The 24190-nt window shown below is 64.0% G+C and carries 27 protein-coding genes; 17 read left to right on the forward strand and 10 right to left on the reverse strand.

Going from position 1 to position 24190, the window contains the following annotated elements; all coding sequences use genetic code 11:
• Nucleotides 1-1167 (reverse strand): lytic transglycosylase domain-containing protein, encoded by a 1167-nt coding sequence (locus tag GSQ75_RS14880; protein ID WP_158755625.1) that lies wholly within the window; start codon nt 1165-1167, stop codon nt 1-3.
• Between the two features lie 243 nt (nt 1168-1410).
• Here GSQ75_RS14880 and miaB point away from each other — a divergent pair, with 243 nt between their 5' ends.
• Nucleotides 1411-2754 (forward strand): tRNA (N6-isopentenyl adenosine(37)-C2)-methylthiotransferase MiaB, encoded by a 1344-nt coding sequence (gene miaB / locus GSQ75_RS14885; protein WP_158755626.1) that lies wholly within the window; start codon nt 1411-1413, stop codon nt 2752-2754.
• Nucleotides 2755-2803: 49 nt separating this feature from the next.
• On the forward strand, nt 2804-4000 hold the full coding sequence (locus tag GSQ75_RS14890; protein WP_158755627.1) for a DUF4105 domain-containing protein: 1197 nt from the start codon (nt 2804-2806) through the stop codon (nt 3998-4000).
• A 58-nt stretch (nt 4001-4058) separates the two neighbouring features.
• Here GSQ75_RS14890 and murA read toward each other — a convergent pair whose 3' ends face one another.
• Together murA and GSQ75_RS14900 are read right to left on the reverse strand one after the other, a co-directional pair.
• Nucleotides 4059-5318 (reverse strand): UDP-N-acetylglucosamine 1-carboxyvinyltransferase, encoded by a 1260-nt coding sequence (gene murA / locus GSQ75_RS14895; protein ID WP_158755628.1) that lies wholly within the window; start codon nt 5316-5318, stop codon nt 4059-4061.
• A gap of 40 nt (nt 5319-5358) precedes the next feature.
• Complete coding sequence (locus tag GSQ75_RS14900; RefSeq protein ID WP_158755629.1) at nt 5359-5598, reverse strand: BolA/IbaG family iron-sulfur metabolism protein; 240 nt, start codon at nt 5596-5598, stop codon at nt 5359-5361.
• Between the two features lie 210 nt (nt 5599-5808).
• Between GSQ75_RS14900 and GSQ75_RS14905 the strand changes: the two genes are divergently transcribed.
• From GSQ75_RS14905 to ptsP, 12 genes are all read left to right on the forward strand, one after another.
• Nucleotides 5809-6819, forward strand: a complete 1011-nt coding sequence (locus GSQ75_RS14905; RefSeq protein ID WP_158755630.1) for a KpsF/GutQ family sugar-phosphate isomerase — start codon at nt 5809-5811, stop codon at nt 6817-6819.
• Nucleotides 6820-6863: 44 nt separating this feature from the next.
• A complete protein-coding gene (locus GSQ75_RS14910; RefSeq protein ID WP_158755631.1) occupies nt 6864-7403 on the forward strand; it encodes an HAD-IIIA family hydrolase in 540 nt (179 codons plus the stop codon).
• Nucleotides 7400-8002, forward strand: coding sequence for an LPS export ABC transporter periplasmic protein LptC (gene lptC / locus GSQ75_RS14915; protein WP_158755632.1), 603 nt, complete (start codon nt 7400-7402; stop codon nt 8000-8002). Before GSQ75_RS14910 ends, lptC begins: the two co-directional genes overlap by 4 nt.
• A complete protein-coding gene (lptA, locus tag GSQ75_RS14920; protein ID WP_158755633.1) occupies nt 7959-8648 on the forward strand; it encodes a lipopolysaccharide transport periplasmic protein LptA in 690 nt (229 codons plus the stop codon). The genes lptC and lptA overlap by 44 nt, the downstream gene beginning before the upstream one ends.
• 3 nt (nt 8649-8651) lie before the next feature.
• A complete protein-coding gene (gene lptB / locus GSQ75_RS14925) occupies nt 8652-9371 on the forward strand; it encodes an LPS export ABC transporter ATP-binding protein (protein ID WP_158755634.1) in 720 nt (239 codons plus the stop codon).
• 100 nt (nt 9372-9471) lie between these two features.
• Nucleotides 9472-10932, forward strand: coding sequence for an RNA polymerase factor sigma-54 (locus GSQ75_RS14930; RefSeq protein ID WP_158755799.1), 1461 nt, complete (start codon nt 9472-9474; stop codon nt 10930-10932).
• A gap of 150 nt (nt 10933-11082) precedes the next feature.
• Nucleotides 11083-11406 (forward strand): ribosome-associated translation inhibitor RaiA, encoded by a 324-nt coding sequence (raiA, locus tag GSQ75_RS14935; RefSeq protein ID WP_158755635.1) that lies wholly within the window; start codon nt 11083-11085, stop codon nt 11404-11406.
• A 134-nt stretch (nt 11407-11540) separates the two neighbouring features.
• The gene (hprK, locus tag GSQ75_RS14940) at nt 11541-12491 is read left to right on the forward strand and encodes an HPr(Ser) kinase/phosphatase (protein WP_158755636.1); all 951 of its coding nucleotides are present in this window, start codon (nt 11541-11543) and stop codon (nt 12489-12491) included.
• 4 nt (nt 12492-12495) lie between these two features.
• On the forward strand, nt 12496-13398 hold the full coding sequence (gene rapZ, locus GSQ75_RS14945; protein WP_158755637.1) for an RNase adapter RapZ: 903 nt from the start codon (nt 12496-12498) through the stop codon (nt 13396-13398).
• 37 nt (nt 13399-13435) lie between these two features.
• Nucleotides 13436-13828 carry a PTS fructose IIA subunit family protein gene (locus tag GSQ75_RS14950; protein WP_158755638.1) on the forward strand — a complete coding sequence of 131 codons (393 nt, stop codon included), beginning with the start codon at nt 13436-13438 and terminating at the stop codon, nt 13826-13828.
• Nucleotides 13821-14090 carry an HPr family phosphocarrier protein gene (locus tag GSQ75_RS14955; RefSeq protein ID WP_158755639.1) on the forward strand — a complete coding sequence of 90 codons (270 nt, stop codon included), beginning with the start codon at nt 13821-13823 and terminating at the stop codon, nt 14088-14090. Before GSQ75_RS14950 ends, GSQ75_RS14955 begins: the two co-directional genes overlap by 8 nt.
• A 68-nt stretch (nt 14091-14158) precedes the next feature.
• Nucleotides 14159-15904: a phosphoenolpyruvate--protein phosphotransferase gene (gene ptsP / locus GSQ75_RS14960; RefSeq protein ID WP_158755640.1), complete on the forward strand. Its 1746-nt coding sequence runs from the start codon at nt 14159-14161 to the stop codon at nt 15902-15904.
• Between the two features lie 17 nt (nt 15905-15921).
• Here ptsP and GSQ75_RS14965 read toward each other — a convergent pair whose 3' ends face one another.
• On the reverse strand, nt 15922-16824 hold the full coding sequence (locus tag GSQ75_RS14965) for a LysR family transcriptional regulator (protein ID WP_158755641.1): 903 nt from the start codon (nt 16822-16824) through the stop codon (nt 15922-15924).
• Between the two features lie 87 nt (nt 16825-16911).
• On the opposite strand from GSQ75_RS14965, the gene GSQ75_RS14970 reads away from it, so the two are divergent.
• The gene (locus GSQ75_RS14970) at nt 16912-17952 is read left to right on the forward strand and encodes a YeiH family protein (protein WP_158755642.1); all 1041 of its coding nucleotides are present in this window, start codon (nt 16912-16914) and stop codon (nt 17950-17952) included.
• 98 nt (nt 17953-18050) lie between these two features.
• Here GSQ75_RS14970 and GSQ75_RS14975 read toward each other — a convergent pair whose 3' ends face one another.
• The 3 genes from GSQ75_RS14975 to creD all read right to left on the reverse strand — a co-directional run bounded on the left by GSQ75_RS14975 (nt 18051) and on the right by creD (nt 20697).
• Nucleotides 18051-18431, reverse strand: coding sequence for a hypothetical protein (locus GSQ75_RS14975; protein ID WP_158755643.1), 381 nt, complete (start codon nt 18429-18431; stop codon nt 18051-18053).
• Between the two features lie 206 nt (nt 18432-18637).
• Complete coding sequence (gene tsaB / locus GSQ75_RS14980; RefSeq protein WP_158755644.1) at nt 18638-19330, reverse strand: tRNA (adenosine(37)-N6)-threonylcarbamoyltransferase complex dimerization subunit type 1 TsaB; 693 nt, start codon at nt 19328-19330, stop codon at nt 18638-18640.
• Nucleotides 19327-20697: a cell envelope integrity protein CreD gene (gene creD / locus GSQ75_RS14985; protein ID WP_158755645.1), complete on the reverse strand. Its 1371-nt coding sequence runs from the start codon at nt 20695-20697 to the stop codon at nt 19327-19329. Before creD ends, tsaB begins: the two co-directional genes overlap by 4 nt.
• A gap of 239 nt (nt 20698-20936) precedes the next feature.
• Here creD and lepB point away from each other — a divergent pair, with 239 nt between their 5' ends.
• On the forward strand, nt 20937-21602 hold the full coding sequence (gene lepB / locus GSQ75_RS14990; protein WP_254058597.1) for a signal peptidase I: 666 nt from the start codon (nt 20937-20939) through the stop codon (nt 21600-21602).
• A 4-nt stretch (nt 21603-21606) separates the two neighbouring features.
• Here lepB and GSQ75_RS14995 read toward each other — a convergent pair whose 3' ends face one another.
• The 3 genes from GSQ75_RS14995 to GSQ75_RS15005 all read right to left on the reverse strand — a co-directional run bounded on the left by GSQ75_RS14995 (nt 21607) and on the right by GSQ75_RS15005 (nt 23197).
• Nucleotides 21607-21975, reverse strand: a complete 369-nt coding sequence (locus GSQ75_RS14995) for a VOC family protein (RefSeq protein ID WP_158755647.1) — start codon at nt 21973-21975, stop codon at nt 21607-21609.
• Between the two features lie 137 nt (nt 21976-22112).
• Entirely contained in the window at nt 22113-23027 is a 915-nt protein-coding gene (locus GSQ75_RS15000; RefSeq protein WP_158755648.1) for an AraC family transcriptional regulator, read from the reverse strand.
• Nucleotides 23024-23197 carry a hypothetical protein gene (locus GSQ75_RS15005; RefSeq protein ID WP_158755649.1) on the reverse strand — a complete coding sequence of 58 codons (174 nt, stop codon included), beginning with the start codon at nt 23195-23197 and terminating at the stop codon, nt 23024-23026. Before GSQ75_RS15005 ends, GSQ75_RS15000 begins: the two co-directional genes overlap by 4 nt.
• Between GSQ75_RS15005 and GSQ75_RS15010 the strand changes: the two genes are divergently transcribed.
• On the forward strand, nt 23196-24173 hold the full coding sequence (locus GSQ75_RS15010) for an aldo/keto reductase (protein ID WP_158755650.1): 978 nt from the start codon (nt 23196-23198) through the stop codon (nt 24171-24173). The two genes, GSQ75_RS15005 and GSQ75_RS15010, sit on opposite strands and share 2 nt — an antisense overlap.
• Nucleotides 24174-24190 lie beyond the last annotated feature (17 nt).

Here is a 24190-nt window from a genome sequence, read left to right on the forward strand (position 1 = left end):
TCAGCCGCGTCCGCCCGCGGCAGCCAGCGGTGGATGGATCACCGCGCCGTAGCGCTTGCGCAGGGTTTCCACGCGCTCTACATACACTTGGGTTTCGGCGTACGGCGGCACCCCGCTGTAGCGCTGCACCGCGCCAGGGCCGGCGTTGTAGGCAGCCGCAGCCAGTCGCTCGCTGCCGTTGAAATCATGCAGCAGCAGGCTCAGGTAACGTGCACCGCCGCGGATGTTCTGGTCGGTGTCGAATGCATCCAGCACACCCATGTCGCTGGCTGTGGCCGGCATCAACTGCATCAGGCCCTGCGCCCCCTTCAGCGACAGTGCGCGCGGATTGAACGCGCTCTCGGCATGGATGATCGCGCGCAGGAATGCCTCGTCGACTCCATACTCGATGCTGGCGGCGCGAATCGTGTCGGCGTAGGCGATCAGGTTCAGTGAAACACTACCCCAGCGGATCGTTGAGTGCAGGTCGCAGGCAACACAACTGGCGATGTAGGTGAACAACATGGTCACGGTGTGACCTTTCTGGCCGGTTGGTTGCAGGTTGGTGTATTCCACACTGCCGTCCGCCTGCACGATGCGATAGACCGCACCGCGCAGGACACGGGTGTCCGGTGCATCCGCGATCGCTGGCAGCGGCGCCTCGGTACCGCGAGATTCGTGATAGCTCCACTTGCCTGGTGTGCCGGTGATGGCTGTTGCCAACGGCGGCTTCGCGGTGGTTTCGACCGAACCCTGCACCGCAGCCAGTGAAACGCGCTGCACCTTCGCCTCACCGAGTCCACGCGCGCTGGTCGTGGCCGAGCCTTGAACATTGGCGAGCGCGGTCGGCCGGCTCCCATCGGCGGCAAGACTGCGCGCGGTGGTCTCGACCGAACCCGTCACCCCGATCAACGAGGTCCGTGGCGGCGGCAGTTCCTGGTGACGTGGCGCCGGCGCCGCATAGGTGCTGATCGCCTTGCAGCCGTGGTAGCCGACCTTGCTGCTGCTGAATGCCACTTCGCCGCTGGCACCGGTGCACTGGTAAAGCGTGCCGGCGCGCGCGCTGCTGCACCAGCATCCGGCCCACAGCAGCGCACAGCCCAGCCCGACCCGGAACAGGATCGAGCGAATTGGGAAGCCCCCGGCAGGCCGATCGACGCTTCCCCCGTGGCTTGCAACGTCGAGCATGGACGCAGTGTGCCGCCACGCGCCTCTGGCGCCAAGTGCGCCGTCGCCATTTCGTGCGCCATGCAGCGTTCGCCGAATGCCTGGATCACGCGACACCCGGGACGCCCGCCCGGCACCGCGCCAGTTGCCGCAAGTGCTTGATATGTCATGCCAGGTCGACTGGCAGGCCGGCTTGCAGGCAGGTAAACTGCACGGTTCAGCGGATTGCACCTACTGCTTCACGAACCACGGTATTCCCACGCCATGAGCGGCAAGCTTTTCATCAAGACCCACGGTTGCCAGATGAACGAGTACGACTCGGCCAAGATGGCCGACGTGCTGAAGGCGTCGCATGGCATGGAACTGACCCAGGACGAGTCCGAGGCGGACGTGATTCTGATCAATACCTGCTCGATCCGCGAGAAGGCCCAGGAAAAGGTGTTCAGCCAGCTCGGCCGCTGGAAACAGCACAAGAAGGACGGCAAGCCGGTGCTGATCGGGGTGGGTGGCTGCGTGGCAAGCCAGGAGGGCGACGCCATCGTCAAGCGTGCACCTTACGTTGACCTGGTGTTCGGACCGCAGACGCTGCATCGCCTGCCCGAGCTGATCGAGAAGCAGCGCGCCAGCGGCCTGCCGCAAGTGGACATCAGCTTCCCCGAGATCGAGAAGTTCGACCGCCTGCCCGAACCGCGCGCCGAAGGCCCGACCGCCTTCGTCTCGATCATGGAAGGCTGTTCGAAGTACTGCAGCTACTGCGTGGTGCCGTACACCCGCGGTGAGGAAATCAGCCGTCCATTCGACGACGTCATCGTCGAGGTCGCCAAGCTCGCCGCGCAAGGCGTGCGCGAGGTGAACCTGCTCGGCCAGAACGTCAACGCCTATCGCGGCCCGACCCACGACGGCGGCATTGCCGATCTCGCCGTGCTGATCCACGCGATCGCGCAGATCGACGGCATCGGCCGCATCCGCTTCACCACCTCGCATCCGCTGGAGTTCTCCGACTCGCTGATCGAGGCGTATGCGAATGTGCCCCAGCTGGCGAACTACCTGCACCTGCCGGTGCAGGCCGGCTCGGACCGCATCCTCAGCGCGATGAAGCGCGGCTATACCGCGATCGAGTTCAAGCAGAAGATCCGCAAGCTACGCGCGGTGCGTCCGGATATCTGCGTGTCCTCCGATTTCATCGTCGGCTTCCCCGGCGAGACTGCTGAGGATTTCGAGAAGACCATGAAGCTTATCGACGACATCGGTTTCGACCAGAGCTTCTCCTTCATCTTCTCCTCGCGTCCCGGCACGCCGGCGGCGAATCTCGCCGACGACACACCAGCGACGGAGAAGCACGCACGACTGATGCGCTTGCAGGCAACCATCAACGCCAACGCGAAGAAGATCAGCCAGGCGATGATCGGCAGCGTGCAGCGCGTACTGGTGGAAAAACCCAGCACGCGCGATGCGAGCGAGCTGACCGGTCGCACCGAGAACATGCGTTTCGTCAACTTCCCCGGCCATCCGCGCCTGATCGGCCAGTTCGTCGACGTGGTGATCACCGAAGCGATGAGCAACTCGCTGCGCGGGCGCCTGCAGCTGACTGACGACGTGGCGGCCTGACACGCTCTTCGCACAACATCCCGCGCTCTCCTGCCAAGGCTCCCGTCGCATGCATCGCACCGGCTCCATCCTGCTGCTGTTCGCGTTGCTGCTGTTCGGCACGCTGTCCAGCGCCCATGCCAGCGTCGCCAATGCACCCGGCGCCAACCTCGAGGTATCGCTGATCACCTACGGCCCCGGCGCAACCTACTGGGAGCGCTTCGGCCACGATGCGATCGAGTTGCGCGACAGCGTTTCGGGCGAAGCGGTCGACTTCAACTACGGCGTGTTCGACTTCAACGAGTCGAACTTCTTTCTCAACTTCGCCCGCGGCCGCATGCATTACCTGATGGACGCCGGGTACAGCGCACCCGAGCAGGCCAGCTATGTAGAGGATGGCCGTTCGGTGACCCGCCAGCGGCTGGCGCTGAATGCCGACCAGGCCGGCGCACTACGCGACTTTCTGCTGTGGAACCTGCGCCCGGAAAACGCCGGCTACAACTACGACTACTACGCCGACAACTGCACCACCCGCGTGCGCGATGCGCTGAACCAGGCACTCGGTGGGATATTGAAAACACAGCTCACTGCGCGCGCCGGCGGCATGACCTATCGTCAGCAGACCGCACGCCTGATGAGCGCGCAACCGTGGTTGATGCTGATCATGGATCTGGGTCTGGGGCCGTATGCCGACCAGCCGCTCAACGCTTGGCAGGAAAGTTTTCTGCCGATGGTGCTGCAGGCGCAATTGCGCGATGTACACCTCGACAACGGCCAGCCGCTGCTGCTGAGTGAACAGCTGCTGTCACCGAACCGGCTCGATGTACCGCCAGCCACCGCACCCGACCTGCGCCTGCCGCTAGCACTGGCTGGGTTGTTGATCGCCGCGCTGATCGTCGCGACGCGACGCTGGTGGCACACCGGTTACGCCTTGCTCGGCACGCTGTACCTGCTAGCGGCCGGCCTCGTCGGCATCCTGCTGCTGGTGCTGTGGACGCTGACCGCGCATCACTCGGCGTGGGCCAACGCCAACCTGTTGCTGTTCAATCCGCTGGCGTTCCTGCTGCTGCCCACACTGTGGCGATCGCGTCGCGGCCTCGCTGCCTCACGCTTCATCGATGGCGTGATCGCGCTGCAGCTGCTCGCCGCCCTGATCGCGATCCTGCTGCATCTGTTGCCTGGCGTCGTGCAGCAGAACCAGCCGTGGCTGCTGTTCGCGCTGCCCTGCTGGCTGGCATTGGCATGGAGCCTGCGGCGCGCCGGGTGACTCAGCTAGCTGGCGCCACCCACTCCAGCTGGCACCAGCACATTGCCAGCGTGATCCTTCAGTTCGGCAGACGCCGAATCTTCGCGCCGAGTACACCGAGCTTTTCCTCGATGTTCTCGTAGCCGCGATCGATGTGATAGACGCGATCGACGATGGTGTCGCCCTTGGCCACCAGTCCGGCCAGCACCAGGCAGGCCGACGCACGCAAGTCGGTGGCCATGATCGGTGCGCCACTCATCTGCTGCACACCCTGGATCACCGCGGTATTGCCTTCGAGGCGGATATCCGCGCCGAGCCGCTGCAGTTCCTGCGCATGCATGAAGCGGTTTTCGAACACGGTCTCGATGACCACGCCGGTACCCTCGGCGACGCAGTTCAGCGCGGTGAATTGCGCCTGCATGTCGGTCGGAAAGGCCGGATACGGTGCGGTGCTGATGTTCACCGCCTTCGGCCTGCGCCCGCCCATGTCCAGTTCGATCCAGTCGTCGCCGGTCGAGATGTGTGCACCGGATTCCTCCAGCTTGGCCAGCACCGCATCGAGTGTGTCGGCACGAGCATGCCGTGTACGCACCTTGCCGCCGGTCATCGCCGCACCAACCAGGAAGGTACCGGTCTCGATGCGGTCAGGCAGCACTTCGTACTCGGCGCCGTGCAGGCGCTCGACGCCATGGATGATCATGGTCGAGGTACCGGCGCCCTCGATCTGGGCGCCCATCGCCATCAGGCAATAGGCCAGGTCGACCACTTCGGGCTCCTGCGCGGCGTTCTCGATCACCGTGGTGCCCTGCGCCAGGGTCGCCGCCATCATGATGTTCTCGGTGCCGGTGACGGTGACCATGTCCATCACGATGCGCGCGCCTTTCAGCCGCTTCGCCTTCGCCTTGATGTAGCCGTTCTCGACGGTGATGTCGGCACCCAGCGCCTGCAGGCCGCGGATATGCTGGTCGACCGGACGCGAACCGATCGCACAGCCACCCGGCAGGGAGACCTCGGCCTGGCCGAAGCGCGCCACCAACGGACCCAGCACCAGGATCGAGGCGCGCATGGTGCGGACGAGGTCATACGGTGCCACGCAGGTGCTGGTGGTACGCGGATCGACATGCATCTTCATGCGGTCGTCCAGTACCAGCTGCACGCCCATCTGGCCGAGCAGCTCGATGAACGTGGTGACGTCGTGCAGGTGCGGCACGTTGCCGATGCTGACTGGCTCATCCGCGAGCAGGCAGGCGGCAAGGATCGGCAGCACGGCGTTCTTGGCGCCGGAAATGCCGACCTCGCCATGGAGCGGCACGCCGCCACTGATCAGGATCTTGGCCATCGTTTTCCTTCGGTAATTGGGGAGAATCCGGCTGCAGCTCTCAACGGCGCGCCGCGATTTCCTCGGGTGTCAGGGTTTTCAACGCCAGCGCGTGGATCGCGCCGCCCATCAATTCGCCCAGCGTGGCGTAGACCAGCCGATGACGCGCCAGCGGCAACTTGCCGGCAAACTGGCTGGCGACCACGGTTGCTTCGAAATGCACGCCATCGGCACCCGTGACCTCGGCCTGCGCACCGGGCAGGCCATTTTCGATCATTGCCTGGATGCTGGCTGAGTCCATCGGGGGTAAGTCCATACTGAAGCGTGAGTCGGCGAAAAGGTGGATTCAGTCGCTTGTTGAATCCAACGCGCGGACTTATGACGTTAAAATGCGAATATGCCATGGTAATGGAAATACGCTGGCGCAGAAACGACAGTGACCGCAGATCGGCATGACCGATGCCTTGTCGCCACGGCGACCCGGCGTCAGCCCTCCCTCTTCCGAGCCCCCATGAACGCACGCATCACCCCAACCACCCCGATCGACCTGGACATGGATGCCATCGCGCGCAGCGCACGCACGGTGATCGCTACCGAAGCACGCGCCGTGCACGCCTTGGAATCGCGTATCGGGCCGGATTTTGTCGAGGCCTGCCGGCTGATCCTGGCCTGCAAGGGCCGCGTGATCGTGAGTGGCATGGGCAAGTCCGGGCATGTCGCGCGCAAGATCGCCGCCACCCTGGCCTCCACCGGTACCCCGGCATTCTTCGTGCATCCGGGCGAAGCCAGCCATGGCGACCTCGGCATGATCCTGCCGCAGGACGTGGTACTGGCGCTGTCCTACTCCGGCGAAACCGACGAGCTGCTGTTCATCCTGCCGGTGATCAAGCGTCAGGGCATTCCGTTGATCGCGATCACCGGCAAGCCCAGCTCTTCGCTGGCGACCCAGGCCGACGTGCATCTGGATGGCAGCATCTCCAGCGAGGCCTGCCCGCTGGGTCTGGCGCCGACCACCAGCACCACCGTGGCACTGGTCATGGGGGACGCGCTGGCGATCGCGCTGCTGGAGGCACGCGGCTTCACCTCGGACGATTTCGCCCGCTCGCATCCGGCAGGCAGCCTCGGCCGGCGCCTGCTGCTGCACATCGGCGACGTGATGCATACGGGCGACGACGTGCCCCGGGTATCGCCAGACGCCAACCTGACCGCCGCCCTGGTCGAGATGACCCGCAAGCACCTGGGCATGACCGCCGTGGTCGATGCCGACCAGCGACTGCTCGGTGTATTCACCGACGGCGACCTTCGCCGCGCGCTGGACGATGAAGGTGTGGACTTGCGTGGCGCCACCGTGGCCGAACTGATGACCCGCGGCCCGAAGACCATCGGCGCCGACAAGCTGGCCGCGGAAGCGGCCCAGTTGATGGAAAAGCACCAGATTCACGCCTTGTTGGTGGTCGATGACGAACAACGCGTGGTCGGCGCACTGAACATTCATGATCTGCTCCGTGCACGTGTGGTCTGATTACGCGTTCTCATCCTTCATCCGGCACGAGCCCACGACCTCCCATGTATCTGGCTGACCTCCCCGCTGACGTCCTCGACCGTGCCGCCAGGATCCGTCTTGCCGTGTTCGACGTGGATGGCACCCTGACCGACGGGCGCCTGTGGTACGGCGAGGATGGCCGCGAAACCAAGGTATTCCATGTACATGACGGCCTTGGCCTGAAACAGCTGCAGGCAAACGGCGTGCAGGTGGCACTGATCACTGCACGGATCAGCCACCCGGTCGCGCTACGCGCCGAGGAACTGGATATCGCCCACGTCTACCAGGGGCAGAGTGACAAGCGCGCCAGCCTGCTGGAACTGCTGGACGCGCTGCATCTCACAACTGAGCAGGTCGCCTTCATCGGCGATGACCTGCCTGACTTGCCACCGATGCGCATTGCCGGCTTGGCGGTGGCGGTAGCCAATGCGCATCCATGGGTCGCCGAGCAGGCGCACTGGCAAACCAGCAAGAGCGGTGGCCTGGGTGCCGCCCGCGAAGTGTGCGACCTGATCCTGCACGCGCAGGGCAAGAGCGACGCCGAGCGGGAGCGCTGGCAGTGAAACTGTGGCTCTGGCTGCGCGACCGGCGCCTGCCGGCCGCGATCATCGCGATCGCCTTGGCAGCCGGCATTCTGCAGGCGCTGCAGTGGTGGTTGGGGCCCGAAACGGCAAACCACGACTTTGTCGGACCGCCACGTTCCGGCTATACGCTGATCAACTCCCGCGTTACCGAATACGACGTCGACGGGCAGCCCGGGCTGCGAGTGCAGTCCCCGCACCTGGAGCGCCGCGAAGGTGATGAGTCGCTATACCTCAATTCGCCGACCTTCCAGATGCCGGCGAAAAAACCTGGCGTCCCCGACTGGGATGGCGAGTCGCAGTACGGCTGGGTCAACCAGCCAGGCACCCTGCTCAAGCTGCAGGGGGCAGTCCACATGCATCGGGCAGCCTACGCTGACACCGCCGTCGCCGACATGTACACCACGGATATCACCGCGTGGCCGAAGGAAAACCGCATGGAAACCGCGGCCCCGGCGCACATGATCCAAGGCGCCACTACAATGGCCGGGATCGGCATGCGTGCCAATCTCAACGACAATCACCTGGAGTTACTCGATGACACCCACGGCTCGTTCCCGCCGCGCAAGCGCAAGTCGTAAGTTCGCCATCGGCCTGCTCTCGGCAGCGCTGCTGAGCCTGCTGCCTGCGCTCGCACTGGCCAAGAAATCCGATCGCGATCTGCCGATGAACTACGTGGCGAAGACCACCAACGCGTTCAACGCACCGAACACGATCACCACTCTCACTGGCAACGTGAAGATCACCCAGGGCACGCTGCTGGTCACCGGCGACGTGGCCAAGCTGTATCTGGACGGCGACACCCAGATCGCCCGCATCGTGGTTACCGGCAGTCCGGCGCACTTGGCGCATATCCAGGAACTGGACGAGAACGATCAACTGGTGCAGGGCGATGGCCTCACACTCGACTACGACAACATCAACAGCATCGCCGTACTCACCACCAACGCCTGGGTGAAACAGCAGGGTCGCGGCGAGTTCCACGGTGACAAGCTGACTTACAACTCCAATACCCAATTGATCACCGGCGTAGCCGGTGCCGATGGCTTGGTACACGGCGTGATCCTGCCCAAACCCAAGCCCCCCGCAGCCGCAGCGCCGGCGCACCCCGCCAAGCCTGCCGTTACCAAACCGGCTTCGGCGTCGAGTGCGTCGACCACACCGACGACAGCACCAGTGACGGCACCAGCTTCCAGCACCTCGACATCCACGCACGGACAACCGTAACCGATGCTCTCCGCCGAAGGTCTGCAGAAAAGCTTCAAAGCACGCAAAGTGGTGCGGGATTTTGCCTTTTCGATTCGCGAAGGCGAAGTGGTTGGCCTGCTCGGCCCCAACGGTGCGGGCAAGACGACCTGCTTCTACATGGTGGTCGGCCTGATCGAAGCCGATGCAGGCAGGATCCAGCTGGACAAGCAGGACATCACCGGCTTGCCGATGCATGCCCGCGCCAAGCTGGGCATCGGCTACCTTCCGCAGGAGGCCTCGGTGTTCCGTCGGCTCAGCGTGTCGGACAACATCCTGGCCGTGCTGGAGCTGCGTGAAGGTTTGAGCGAGCAGCAGCGCAACAGCGAACTGGAAAGCCTGCTCGACGAGCTGAAGATCAGCCATATTGCCGGCCAGAAAGGCGTCAGCCTGTCTGGCGGCGAACGTCGCCGCGTCGAAATCGCCCGGGCGCTGGCCGCGCAGCCGCGCTACATGCTGCTGGACGAACCGTTCGCCGGCGTCGACCCGATCTCGGTGGGCGAAATCCAGCGCATCGTGCGACACCTCAAGGAACGCGGCATCGGCGTGCTGATCACCGACCACAATGTGCGCGAAACGCTGGGAATCTGCGACCGTGCCTACATCATGAGCGAAGGCGAGGTATTGTCCCGCGGTACTCCGGCGCACATTCTCGCCGACGAAAGGGTGCGAGAAGTGTACCTGGGTCGCGAATTCCGCCTCTGAACCTTGGATTTGCCGTTACGCGGCAATCGGTTGCATGCGGCTATGGCCGCGTCTGCGGGCAAGCGCTACGATGGCCGCGAGTTCCTTCGACCTGGCTGGCATGAAACCCGCACTGCAGTTTCGCCTCCATCAGCAGCTGACCCTGACGCCCCAGTTGCAGCAGGCGATACGTCTGTTGCAATTGTCGCAGCTGGAGCTGGAGGCCGAACTGCGTCAGATCGCTGAAGGCAATCCGTTGCTGGAGTTCGCCGAAGAAATCGAGGACGAGGAAGCAGTCGATCGCGAAAGCGCCGAAAGCGAATACCCGAGCGCCGAAAGCGTCGCTGCGGCCGGCACCACCGACAATGACGACACTGGCGAATGGGCCGATGGCGGCACCGTCGAGGCGCCGATCGACTTCTCCAGCAGCAGCGTCGGCAGCAGCGGCAGCGTCGGCTCACGCGGGGACGACGATTTCGAGCCGCAGAACGCCGCGCCGGAGACCCTACAGCAGCACCTGCTGTGGCAGCTCAACATGGCCTCGTTCAATCCCCGCCAGCATTTGATCGCCACGGTGCTGATCGATGCACTGGATGCCTCCGGCTACCTCACCGAAGGACTGGAGGCGATGCTCGCCGTGCTGCCAGCGGACCTGAAGGCAAGCATCGAGGAAATCGACGCCGTGCGTCGGCGCTTGCAGGGCTTCGACCCCGCAGGTGTCGGCAGCCTGGATCTGCGCGATTGCCTGCGCGTGCAGCTGGAGCAGTTCGACCCGAACACGCCACAACGCGAGCTGGCCCTGCGCATGGTCGACAGCGAGCTGGAACTGCTCGCGCGCAACGACATCACGCGGCTGGCCCGCCGCCTGCGTGCCAGCGAAGACGACGTGGCCGCCGCCGCCGTGCTGATCCGCAGCCTCGATCCGCGCCCGGGTGCCGCCCTCGACGCAACCCCGGTGGAATACGTGGCACCGGATGTCTACGCGTTGCGCGACGGCAGCCGCTGGCGGGTCAGCCTGAACCCGGATGCGCAGCCGCGGCTGGGACTCAACCAGCATTACTGTGGCCTGATCGCACAGGCGCGTGGCGAAGACGCCAGCTGGATGCGCGGTCAGCTGCAGGAGGCACGCTGGCTGATCAAGAGCCTGGAATCGCGCGCCGAAACCCTGCTCAAGGTGGCCGAGGCGATCGTGCGTCGGCAGAGCGCCTTTCTCGACTATGGCCCCGAAGCAATGCATCCGCTGGTATTGCGCGAAGTGGCCGAGGAAGTGGCCATGCATGAGTCGACCATCTCACGCGTGACCACCCGCAAATACCTGCATACCCCGCGCGGCACCTTCGAGCTGAAATACTTCTTTTCCAGTGGCGTCTCCACCGAGGATGGCGGCAGCGCCTCGGCTACCGCGATCCAGGCCATGCTGCGCAAGCTGATCGGCGCCGAGGATGCGCGCAAACCGCTCTCCGACCAGGCGATTGCCGAGGAGTTGCAACGCAAGGGTATCCAGGTGGCCCGGCGTACCGTGGCCAAATACCGGGAGGGACTGCGCATTCCCAGCTCCAGCGAACGCCAGCGCGCCAGCTGAGCCTCGCATGAAACATCGGCGGGAACTTGGTTATCACTAAAGCGTTCCCATACCTGACACAGAATGATTGACGATGTGCCGCCGCCACCTTGGCCACGGTACGTCTACCCGCCGCGAAAAGCGGCACTGCACCACCAGAGGAGGCGCCCTATGCAATTCCAACTCAGCGGCCAGCAGATTGAAGTGACCCAGGCCCTGCGCGAACACGCCACCGCCAAGCTCGACCGCCTCACGCGCCTCGACGATAAATTGATCAGCCTTGCCATCGTGCTGTCCGTCGACAAGCTCCGACAACGTGCCGAAGGCACACTGGGTGTGATCGGCGCCACCCTGCATGCCGAAGCCACCGAGGTCGACATGTATACCTCCATCGACATGCTGTTTGACAAGCTGGTCAACCAGTTGCGCAAACATCGTGAAAAAGTCAGCGACAAGCATCAGCACGAAGCACGCGAAGCTCGCCTGTACGGCTGATCTCTCCCCGCGGCCCGCCCCTCCGGCGGGCCGCTTTCGTTATGACCGAAGGCGCATAAGCATCCAAGCTGGCACAATGGTCACGTTGCCGCACAGGCCCACCGGGCTTTCCATGCGGCACAAGGGATCTTCGCTTGGACCGGATCAGCGCGCGACAACTCTACGATGGCGTCCACGAGCGCATGGCCCTGCGCTGGTTGTCTGGCATGCGCGGGGAGTCGCGTGTCATCGAACCCGGTGCGGCACAGTCGCGCCGGCCTTCCCTGATCGGCTACCTCAACGTCATCTATCCGAACAAGATCCAGATCATCGGCACCGAGGAGCTGAGCTTCCTCGACGCCCTGGATTCGCGCCAGCGCTGGGAAGTGATGCACAAGATCGCCGCCTACCAGCCGGTGGCGCTGATCGTGACCAAGGACCAGACGGTACCGGCCGACCTGCGCGAGGTCGCCGAGGAAACCAATACGCCGCTGTGGATCAGCCCCAAACGTGGGCACGAGCTGCTGACCTACCTGCAGTACCACCTCGCGCGCATGCTGGCAGCGAAGACCACCCTGCATGGGGTGTTCCTGGAAGTGTTCTCGATCGGTGTGCTGATCACCGGCGAAGCCGGTTCCGGCAAGAGCGAGCTGGCGCTGGAACTGATCAGCCGCGGCCATCGTCTGGTCGCCGACGATGCCACCGAGTTCACCCTGATCGCACCGGACGTGATCGACGGCAGCTGTCCCGAACTGCTGCAGGACCTGCTTGAGGTGCGCGGCCTGGGTGTGCTCAACGTACGCGAGATGTTCGGCCACATGTCGGTCAAGCCCTCCAAGTACCTGCGTCTGGTGATTCATCTCAAGCCGATGCGCGATGGCGAAGAAACGGACGCGCTGACCCGCCTCACCGGCGATATCGGCCATCGCGAAATCTTCGATGTGCCGGTGCCGATGATCACCATCCCGGTGGCACCGGGACGCAACCTCTCCGTGCTGGTCGAAGCCGCCGTGCGCAGTCACGCGCTGAAGAGCAAGGGTATCGACCCGGCGCAGACTTTCATCGACCGGCAGGCCCACCAGCTGCGCCGGCTGCCTCCGTGGTGAATTCATGAGCAACGACAACACACCCCTGCTCAACCCGCTGGTCGATCCACACGAGATCCACCTGATCGTGCTCACCGGCATGTCCGGCGGCGGCAAGACGGTGGCGCTGCGTGCACTGGAAGACCTCGAGTTCTACTGCGTCGACAACCTGCCCTCGGCGCTGCTGCCGCAGCTGGTCAATGCAGCGACCGAAGGCGGCAGCAAGCACCGGCGCATCGCGGTAGGCGTGGACGTGCGCAATCGCGGCGCGGATTTCGCACTCATGCCGACCGTGCTGTCGGAACTCGCCGCTGCCGGCGTACAGGTGCACCTGATCTTTCTGGATTGCCGCGACGAGGTGTTGATCAAGCGCTATTCGGAAACCCGACGTCGCCATCCGCTAGCCACGCGTGGACTGTCACTGGCCGACGCGATCGTCGAGGAGCGTCGCCTGCTGCGCCCGCTGATGGCGATTGCCGAGAAGGTGATCGACTCCAGCGAACTCAACGTGCACCAGTTGCGCCGTCTCGTCGCAACCGGGTACGCCCAGGCGACCGAAGGACTCACCCTGATGTTCCAGTCGTTCGCGTTCCGCCGCGGATTGCCACTGGATGCGGACTTCGTGTACGACGCGCGCTGCCTGCCGAATCCGCACTGGCATGCACACCTGCGCCCGCTGTCCGGCAAGGATGCACCCGTGCGCGATTTCCTCGACGCCGAGCCATTGGTCGCCGAATACTTTGCCGATACCGCACGCTGGCTGGATGCGTGGCTGCCACGCTTCGAGCAGGACGACCGCAGTTACGTGACGATCTCGGTCGGCTGCACCGGTGGCCGACACCGTTCCGTCTATCTGGTCGAGAAACTCGCCGCCCATTACCGCGCGCGTCGCGAAGGCGTGCTCACCTTCCATCGCGAGCTGGAGTAAAGATCATGCCGCTTGCAAGACTCACGGATAGCTGGTCATGAGCGTCGGCGTGCTGTTGATGACTCACGAGGCGGTCGGCCAGGCGCTGATCTCCGCCGCGCATCACGTGATGCCGAAACTGCCATTACAAGTGGCAGCGGTGGAAATACCACCACAATCCGACCCGGACGTGATGCGCACGCTAACGGTGCGCCATGCACGCGAACTGGATCAGGGCGAAGGCGTGCTGGTGCTGGCCGACCTCTATGGCGCCACACCATGCAATATTGGCCTGTCGCTCGGTGCATTGGGCGTCCATCTTCGCTGCGTGTCGGGCCTCAACCTGCCGATGTTGCTGCGCGTACTCAACTATGCGGAAAAACCACTGGACGAACTGGCCGAGATTGCGGCCAGCGGTGGCCGCGGGGGAATTTTCATCGATCATGCTTGAACAAGAAATCGTCGTTTCCAACAAGCTCGGCCTGCATGCCCGCGCATCCGCCAAACTGGTGCAACTAGTGCAGGGTTTCAAATCCACCGTGTGGCTGGTCAGCAAGGGTCGCGAGATCAACGCGCAGAGCATCATGGGCGTGATGATGCTGGCCGCTGGTATTGGCACCTCGCTGACCATCCGCGTCGATGGCCCGGATGAGCAATCCGCGCTGACCGCCGTAGCCGCGCTGTTCGAGCGCAAATTCGACGAAGGAGCCTGAATGGATCGTGCGTCTGCCAAGCTGGTGATTCTGCTATCCATGCCGGTCCGGCATGAGAAGCGGCACGCATGAGGCATGTGCTCAACGGCACGATCGCCGCCCACGGCATGGCGCTGGGACGGGCCCGGCTGGTGCAGCCGAGCCGCTACACCGTCGATACCCGGCCGCTGGCCGAGGAAGAGATCGAGGTCGAGATCGGTCACTTGCATCGCGCACTGGACACGGCACGACAGGAGTTGCGCGAATTGCGCGGCAAGCTGCATGGCGCACTGGCGCGTGAGGTCAACGAGTTCATCGACGCGCACAGCCTGTTGCTGGACGACGCGGAGTTATTGCGCGGGCTGGATGACCTGGTGCGGATTGGCCACTACCGTCCCGGCGCCGCGCTGAAGAAACAGCGCGACCGTCTATCCGCCGTGTTCGAAGCGATGGATGATCCGTACCTGCGCAGCCGCAAGGAAGACGTCGAACAGGTGATCAACCGGGTGATCTCCGCCCTGCAGCGGCAGACCAGCCCGGAAGAACGCAAGCTGGCCGCGCGCGTCGGCGAGATCCTGATCGCCGACAGCATCGCGCCGGCCGACATGGCGCAACTGGCCGGCAACGGCCTGCTCGGCGTGGTCGGCAGTTCCGGTAGCCCGTATTCGCATAGTGCGATCCTCGCGCGCAGTCTCGGCCTGCCAATGCTGGTCGGTACCCGCGATGCATTGTCGAACATCCATGACGATGACCTGATCCTGCTCGACGCCGAGCGCGGCGAGGCGGTGGTGCATCCCACCGCGCAGGATCTGTCGCGCTACCGCGCCTGGCAGCGTGAGGCGGTGATCGAGGGGCGCCGCCTGGCCAAACTCGCGAATGCGCCCACGCGCACCCGTGACAACGTCGAGATCTGCCTGCTCGCCAACGCCGAAACTCCCTCCGACGTGGCCAGTGCGCGTGCGCGTGGCGCCGATGGCGTCGGTCTGTACCGCACCGAATTCCTGTTTCTCAAGCACAAGGGACTGCCGTCGGAAGACGAGCAGTTCATCGCCTATCGCGACCTGGTGATGGGCATGGGCGGTTTGCCGGTGACCATCCGCACGCTGGATCTGGGCGCCGACAAGGCCGATGCCGCCGGACTCGTACTGCGCGGGGAGGACAATCCAGCGCTCGGCGTGCGTGGTGTACGCCTGTCGCTGCGCTACCCCGCAGTGTTCTCCACCCAGATCCGCGCGATCCTGCGTGCCGCCTGCTACGGCCCGGTGCGCGTGCTGGTGCCGATGGTGACCCAGCCGGATGAACTGATTGCGGTACGCACACTGTTCAAGCTGGCTCGGCAGGATCTGAAGCGCGAAAACATCGACCTGCCGGAGAAGCTGCCACTGGGCGCGATGATCGAAGTGCCGGCAGCAGCGATCAACGTGCGCGCGCTGCTGGAGCATGCCGACTTCCTCGCGATCGGCACCAACGATCTGGCCCAGTACGTACTCGCCGCCGATCGTGGCAACGATGCGCTGGAAAACATCTACAACCCGTTGCAACCGGCGCTGCTGCGGCTGTTGTCGCACGTGATCAGCGCCGGCCGCCGCGCGAAGAAGCCGGTGAGCCTGTGCGGCGAGATCGCCGGCGACGTGAACTTCACCGCGCTGCTGCTGATGCTTGGCCTGTGCGAATTCAGCATGCATCCGGGCCAGATCCTGCAGGTGCGCGACCGCCTGGCCACACTCGATCATGCCCACCTGCGCCGCCATGCCTCCCGGTTGCTGCGTGCGCATACGCATGAACAGGCCGAGGCCCTGCTGGGTCAGATCATCGATTCATCGGCGCTGGGCTGAGTTACTCAAGCCTTTACTCAGCGGCCGAAGCCAGTGCCGTCGAGATCGGTGCCGTCTAGAAACGCATCCAGCAAAGTGCCGCGGTATTTCTGCCGGTGCAGCAATAACGAGAGCTTGCGGCGCAGGTCGAGGAACGGGGTTTTCAATGCCTTCAGTCGCCCCGTCGCCAGTGCATCGACGACTGCCACCGCCGGCAGGCAGGCAATGCCGAGCCCGGCCACCACGACTTGCTTGATCGCCTCGATCTGGTCGAGTTCAAGCACGGTTTCACCGGGCGGCAGCTGCGCCAGCACGCGCTCGCTGATCGCACGCGTGGCCGAACCAGGTTCACGCAGCACCCAGCGGGCGCCGGCAAAATCCGCCGGCTTCAGGCTGCGCCTGCGCGCCAGCGGGTGCTCCGGCGGCGCGCATACCACCAGCAGGTCATCGCGCCACGGCCGCACTTCCAGCAAGGGATGGGTCACCGGCCCTTCGACACAACCGATATCCAGGCTGTGATCGAGGACGCCGGCAGCAATCGCTTCGGTATTCGCCACGCGCAGGCGGATCGCCACCTGCGGATGGGCACGCACAAACGCGCCAAGCAGTTCACCGACGCGGTAATTGCCCACGGTGTTGCTGGCGCCGATGCGTAATTCGCCGCCCAACGCCATGCCGTCGTCACTGCCACGGCGACCGAATTCGGCATGCCGCTCCAGCAGCTCCTGCGCCAGTGGCAGCAGTTCGCGGCCACGCGCGTTCAGGCGCAGTCGGCCGCGCTCGCGCGCGAATACCGGCGCATCCAGCTGCCGCTCCATTTCCGCCAGCGCCATGCTGGCGGCGGGCTGGGTCAGGTGCAGCCGCTCGGCGGCGGCACGCACGCTGCCGTGCAGCGCGATCTGCACGAATACCTGAAGCTGGCGCGGGCTGATGTTGATCATCAGCCTATCTTATACATATCATCAGATATTCCAAATTTTCCTGATGGATGTGGGCGCGGACAATGACGCCATTGCCGGAGCCCATGCATGAACGCGTCATCCATTGCTGCCCTTACCCACCCCACGATGCGCATGCGCACACCGGGCCTGTTGCTGGCGGTGGCAATTGGTGTGCTGGCCATGGTGCTGGGACGTTACGCGCCGCTGATCGGCGGTCCGGTGATCGGTATCGTGCTCGGCATCCTCGTGCGTAACCTGTTGTCTCCAGGCGAGCGTTACCAGCCAGGCATCGTGTTCGCCGGCAAGTACGTGCTGCAGTGGTCGATCATCGCACTGGGTTTCGGACTCAGCCTCAGCCAGGTGGCGAAGACCGGCCTCGAATCACTGTCGGTGACCCTGGTGACGATGACCGTGGCCTTCCTCGCCGCGTGGCTGCTCGGGCGCTGGCTCGGCGTGCACGACAAATTGAAGATCCTGATCGGCGTGGGCACCGCAATCTGTGGCGGCTCGGCAATTGCCGCGGTCACCCCGATCATCCGACCGGACGACCACGACACCGCGTTCGCGATCTCCACCATCTTCCTGTTCAACCTGGTCGCGGTGCTGCTGTTCCCGCTGCTCGGCCACCTGATGCACATGTCCGACATGGGCTTCGGCCTGTGGGCCGGCACGGCGATCAACGACACCTCGTCGGTGGTCGCCGCCGGCTACAGCTACAGCCACGCCGCGGGCGACTACGCCACCATCGTCAAGCTGACCCGCGCCACCCTGATCATCCCGGTCTGCCTGGTGCTGGCCTTCGTGGTCGCCGCCCGCGAAAAGCGCCGGCACAAGCAGGAAGGCAGCGTCGGCCATTTCAGCCTCGCCAGCATCTTCCCGTGGTTCATCCTGTGGTTTCTGATTGCCTCGGCAGTGCGCACCGCCGGGCTGATCCCCATCGTCATCCAGCCGGCAATCCACCTGCTGGCGGAATTCCTGATCATCGTGGCGCTGACCGCGATTGGTCTGTCAGCCAACCTGCGTCGGATGGCTGCGAGCGGTGCACGACCGATCCTGCTGGGTCTGGGCGTGTGGATTGCCGTGTCAGTGAGCAGTTTGCTGGTGCAGTTGGTGATCGGGCAGATGTGACGACGCCTGGCTGTCCGACATTACTCAACTCATTTGCCGATTGCGTAGTGCCTCTTTCTGCATGTCAGCTCTCGCAGCCAGGAGCGGACATTCACGGCCTACCGACCTTCTCCATCTTGGTCGCGAGGCACTACATGGGGATGGATCATGCCGCGTATGACCGCGGGCTGGACAGCTCCTTTCTGCAGCGGTTTCGTTGGACACACCAAGAAATCTGCGAACAGGGCATTGTCACCCGCGGCTCCGGCGTCATCATTTCCCGACTTCAGCAGATCGACCGCTTTATCCCAAGATGAACCTTGGTCGCTACCATCGTAATCCGGCTCAAATTCGTGGTGGGTCCCGATGTGCCATAGACGGAGTTGGCCGTCTGCCGTATAGAGAATCATGCGTCCATGAATTTTTTGACACGGCTCGGCCGCGAAGGCGATAGAGGCCCAGATGGTCAGCAACACCGCAATGGTCGGGGTGAGTCGCACGATGTCGCCTTTGATGAAAATTCAGTGTAATGACGGATGTTCATTTTCTGAGGACATGTCGTCGACACGTCTTGGCCAATGATTATTTTGAGTTGCGCTCAGCGGTTGAGTCTGCCACCGAAAGCGGAACTTCGGTGTATTTATCCCAGCAATACGACCTTGGCAAAAGCAACATCCAGCTCCCCCACAGTAGGGAGCGAAAAAACTCAAGCCTTGCCCTGCTCCACCAGAGTAAGCGCTACCTTGTCACGCAGATACACCGGCAACGCCAGCTCCGGTGCCTGCGCGCGACCGGCTCTGAATTCGCGCAGCGCCAACTCCGCAACATGCGCAGCCTGTGGATAGCGCAGGCCATCGGCCGAATGCAGGGTGCCGGTAAGGCGCTCGCACAATACCGTGGCATAGGTGGCCCAGCCGCTGCCGACGACCTGCCATGCGGCGGCTTGCGGTAACTGCAGGGTATCGGCAGTGCAGATGCGTTCGTCGTCCAGCGCGATCAATCCGCCGTTGTCGTCGCGGCGGTAACAGGCGGCGTAGATCTCGCCCATGCGCGCATCGATCACGGCGAGGATCGCCGTGCCTTCCTCTTCCGGCGCTTCCAGCGCCAGCGCGGCCAGCGATGAAATCGTGATCACCGGCAGGTCCAGCGCCAACGCCATACCCTGCGCCAGTGACACGCCGAGCCGCACGCCGGTGAATGCACCGGGGCCACGGCCCACGGCGATCGCGTCCAGCGCATGTCGGCCGATGCCGGCTTCGGCGAGCAAGGCATCGGCCATCGGCAGCACCAGCTCGGTGTGCCGGCGTGGCGCGATCTCGCTGCGCGCGATCAGTTCGTCGCCGTGGATCAGGGCGACGGAGCAGGCTTCGGTGGCGGTTTCGATCGCGAGCAGGTTCATGGTTGCACCATGATAGCGGCTGGCGGAGCCGGCGGCGGTACAACCGGCTCCAATGTCATCGGTACGTACGCGTACCAGTCGATGCGGCGGGTCAGGTACATCATCAGCGCGACCATCACCAGCAACACCAGCGCGCCGATCAACAGCGCGTACTGTTCGGCCGCGATCAGCCCGTACAGCATCGCGTAGATCAACGCGATCACGCCGCCCAGCAGCAGGCCGGCCCGGCGCGCACGCAACACCGCCGTCGCGTATCCGCCAATGATCAGCACCACGGCCGCGGCAGCCACCGCATACGCCGCACCGAAGCCGATCTGCTCGGACAGCGCCAGCAGCACCACGTAGAAGGTGGCCAGTGCGGCGCCGACCAGCAGGTATTGCACCGGGTGTACGCGCAGTCGCTTGAGTACCTCGAACAGGAAAAACGCGACGAAGGTCATCGCGATGAACAGCAGCCCGTATTTACCCGCACGCTCATTGCGCTGATAGACATCGACCGGCTGGTACAACTGCACGCCGAACGTAGATGCCTGCAGCGACTTGTCCATGCCATCGCCATCATCCGTCCAGTGCTGGCCATAGCTGCGGTTGAGATCGAGCAGGTGCCAGTGCGCGCTGAACCCCTTCGCGTCGAGCTGATGCTCCAGCGGGAGTGCCGCGCCGACGAAGCTCGGGTCGCGCCATGGCGCGCGCATCGTCACGTCGGTGCTGCGCGCCAGTGGCAGCAACTGCAGCGACTCGGTGCCGGCCAGCTTGAGACTGATCTCGACATGGATCGGCTGGTTGCCGAGTGCGTCCAGATCGATCGGCACCACCACGTTCGGCCACTGGCCGAGACGGTCGGCCGACGAATCGAAGCGTGTCGGTCTGCCGTTGATGCGCAATTCGCTGATTTCCTGCAACCCGCGCAGATCGCTGATAGGCAGCCGCAGCTCGGCCTTGCTGCCCTGCCACTGTGCGTTGCTGGCCTGCTTGAACTGCGCCAGATCTTCCGCCCGGAAGCTGCCGTCCAGTTTCACCGTCGCGACGAACACCGGCGCGTCGTAGATGCCGTAGCGGCGCATCTGCACCGCCAGCGACACGTCCGTAGTCAATGTGTCGGCCAGCATGCTTTCGCTGCCGGTGCGCCATTGCGGTGGCTGGTTATCCGCCACCGTCACCTGATGCAGCGTCGGCACCGTCAGCACCGGGCCACCCAGCACCTGTACCCCGCCCCAACCCTGCGCGATCTGCGCAATCGCCGTCTCGCGCAACTGCTGGCGCTCGTGCACCAGTCCGCTCACCTGCAATAGCGGTATCGTCATCAGCAACGCCAGCACGCCGATACCCAGCACCTTGGCCGTCACCGTCTGTGTCCATGCATTCATCGGATCGCACTCCCTGGAATGGAGCATCGATGACAGCAGCCGCAGCGGCGGCATGTCGGGCAAGGACAGGCCACTTGCTGACCGCGGCATGGCATTACGCTGTTTGCACTCCAGTCGGGGTGGGCAGGTTCGTGCAACTTCGCGCGGTTTGCATGGTCACCCTTTGGCAGGTAACTGCATCGTGCCGAAACCGGCGCCATGCGTTCCATCCAACCGAGGCAGGGGATTCCATGCACGCGATGGCGAAGTTTCTGACCCGCAACAAGGGCTTCATCACCTTCATGCTGTGCATGATCATGTTCCGCAGCGCGGTGGCTGACTGGAACGTGGTGCCGACCGGCTCGATGCAGCCCACCATCAAGATCGGCGACCGCATCCTCGTCGACAAGGCGGCCTACGACATCCGCCTGCCGCTGACCCATATCTCGCTGCTGCATCTGGCCGACCCGCAACGCGGCGACATCGTGGTGCTGGATTCGCACGCCGCCAACGAGCGGCTGGTGAAGCGGGTGATAGGACTGCCCGGCGATGAAGTGGCGATGCGCAGCAACGTGCTTTATATCAACGGCCACGCAGCCAGCTATGCCCTGGGCAGCTATAGCGGCATCCACGACGACCTGAAGAATCCGGCGCATTACGAAATCGAACGCTACGGCGACATGCGCCACGCGATACGGCTGTCGGTGAATTGGCCCAGCCCAACCAGCAGCTTCGGACCGGCAAAAGTGCCCGCAGGTCAGTATCTTCTGCTGGGCGATGATCGCGACAACAGCATGGATTCGCGCTATTTCGGCTTCTTCCCGCGCAACGAAATCGTCGGGCGCTCACGCTATGTGGTCGCTTCACTGGACCCGCAGCATCACTACCTGCCGCGCGAGCATCGCTTCGGCGCAGCCCTGGACTGATGTTTCAGGCCGGCGGCTGCCACAGCTCGATCCGCGTGCCGTCCGGATCCATGATCCAGCCGAAGCGGCCGAGTTCGTTATTGTCCGTGCGTTCGTCCACCGTGACTCCGGCGGCGCGCAGCTGCGTAAGCAACGCATCGAGATCGTCCACGCGGAAATTGATCATGTACGGCTGCGTGCTCGGCGCGAAGTAACCGGTGTCGGCGGCGAACGGTGCCCACAACGTGGAGCCGGGACGTGCAGCATCCTCGTCGAAACGCACGCCACCCCAGTCTTCGAGAGGCAGGCCCAGATGCTTCGCGTACCACGCGCTGAGTGCCACCGGGTCGCGCGACTTGAAGAAGATTCCGCCGAGTCCGATTGCCTTGGCCATCGCTTGCCTCCATACACATGCTGTTTTTGTGCGGGCGGCTTCGGCCGCGGCTGCGTTGCCTATCGTACCCGCCTGAGAAGCATTGCGGCTGAAGCCGCTCGCACGTTTGGGTGATGGTCACATCTCGAAAAGCGAGACTAGACCAGCCGCATGCGCCTGACGTCCCGCTGGGGTGGCGAGCCGAACAGGCGGCTGTATTCGCGACTGAACTGGGAGGGGCTTTCATAACCCACGAGTCCACCGGCGTTACTCGCGTCAAGGTTCTGGTTGAGCATCAATTGCCGCGCTTCCTGCAGGCGCAGCTGCTTCTGGAACTGTAACGGGCTGATGCCTGTAATAGCGCGAAAGTGTTGCCTGAAGGTGGATGGGCTCATGTGTGCACGATCAGCCAGCTCGTCCACATGCAACGCCTGTGTGAAGTTCTGCTTGAGCCAAGTGACGGCTTTCGCGATCTGCTGGCGAGGGGATCCGACAGCGACGAGATGCCGCAGCTGCGCACCGTGCGGGCCGGCCAGCAAGCGGATGGTGATCTCCTGCTGGATCAGGGGCGCCAGCGAAGACACCAGGGCCGGCTCGTTCAGCACTTCAACCAATCGGATCAGCGCGTCGACCAGGGCTTCGTCCAGCGGTTCGATCGAGATGGATTGGAAGGCCCGCTCGCGCGGGCGCTGGGCCGTGTCCATCTCGGAAGCCAGTTGCGTGATGTGACGGGCATCAAGCGTCAGTACGAGGCCAAGGAACGGTTCCCGCAGGCTGGCCCGCGTGACGTGCGAGACGACGGGAAGATCGATGGTGGTCAGCATGGACTGGCCGGGGCTGTAGTCGATCACCTCATCCGCAAGCATCACCTGCTTGTGTCCCTGCGCGATCACGCCCAGACCGAGGCCGTAGATGCAATGCAGCGGCTCTGTCGGCGCCTTGCGACGGTGGACGGTCAGCGCCGGAATGGCGGTCGCGTGATCACCGTCGAGTTGGGCAATATGCGCGACGGCGCGCGCCAGCCGGTAGAGGGCCGGGACTCCAGCAGCATTCTGCGCAGATGGCTTATTCATAGGGGTTTATGCGAGTTTTTCGACGAGTCAAACGTAGCACCCATCGATGCAGCACGCGCGTACTTCTGAGCGTTAATCGGCGTTTTGGGCAAGAACATCGGCAAATCCGGCAAACGTTCGTTGCCCGGTGCGCCGACACTGGCCACATCAAAACCGGAGCCAATCACCATGAAGCACATCTCGATCGGCGGACTTGACGTCTCCCGTATAGGTCTCGGCGCCATGTCGATGGCCGGCTACTACAACATCGGCGCGGGCAGCGACGCCGAGTCCATCCGAACCATCCACCGCGCGTTCGAGCTGGGCGTCACCCACCTCGACACCGCCGAGATCTACGGTCCCTACATCAACGAGGAGCTGGTCGGCCGGGCCATCAGAGGTTGTCGCGATCAGGTCGTGCTGGCGACGAAGTTCGGTCTCGTCTCGCATGCCAGCGGCGGCCCTGGAGTGCTCGACAGCAGCCCGGCGAACATCCGCGTCGCGATCGAGGGTTCCTTGAAACGGCTGGGCACCGATCATATCGACCTGTACTACCAGCATCGGGTGGACCCGAACACCCCCATCGAGGATACCGTCGGCGCCTTGGCCGAGCTGGTCGCCGAGGGTAAGGTCCGTTACCTCGGCCTATCCGAGGCCGGCCCTGCCACGATCCGTCGTGCCCATGCCACGCACCCGATCGCCGCGCTGCAAACCGAATACTCCCTGTGGACCCGCGACCCGGAGTTGGAATTGCTGCCGCTATTGCGCGAACTGGGCATCGGCTTCGTTCCCTACTCACCGCTCGGCCACGGCTTCCTCACCGGCGAGATCCGCTCCCCCGAGCAACTCTCCGACGACGACTGGCGCAAGACCAACCCGCGCTTCACCGGCGAGAACTTCCAGCGCAACCTGCGCATCGTTGACGAGGTCAAGGCCGTGGCCGCCGAGGTGGGAGCGACACCGGCACAAATCGCTCTGGCCTGGCTGCTCGCACAGGGCGATGACATTGCCCCGATTCCCGGCACCAAGCGTGTCGCCCGCGTCGAGGAGAACACTGCCGCCGACCGCATTGCACTGAGCGCCGGGCAGATCGAGCGGCTGAACAAACTCACACCAGCCGTCGGCGAGCGCCACGACGAAGGGAACATGGCGATCATCGGTCGCTGACCGCGCCACCATGCGTG

Source organism: Dyella sp. S184 (genome assembly GCF_009766065.1).
Taxonomy (GTDB): Bacteria; Pseudomonadota; Gammaproteobacteria; order Xanthomonadales; family Rhodanobacteraceae; genus Rhodanobacter.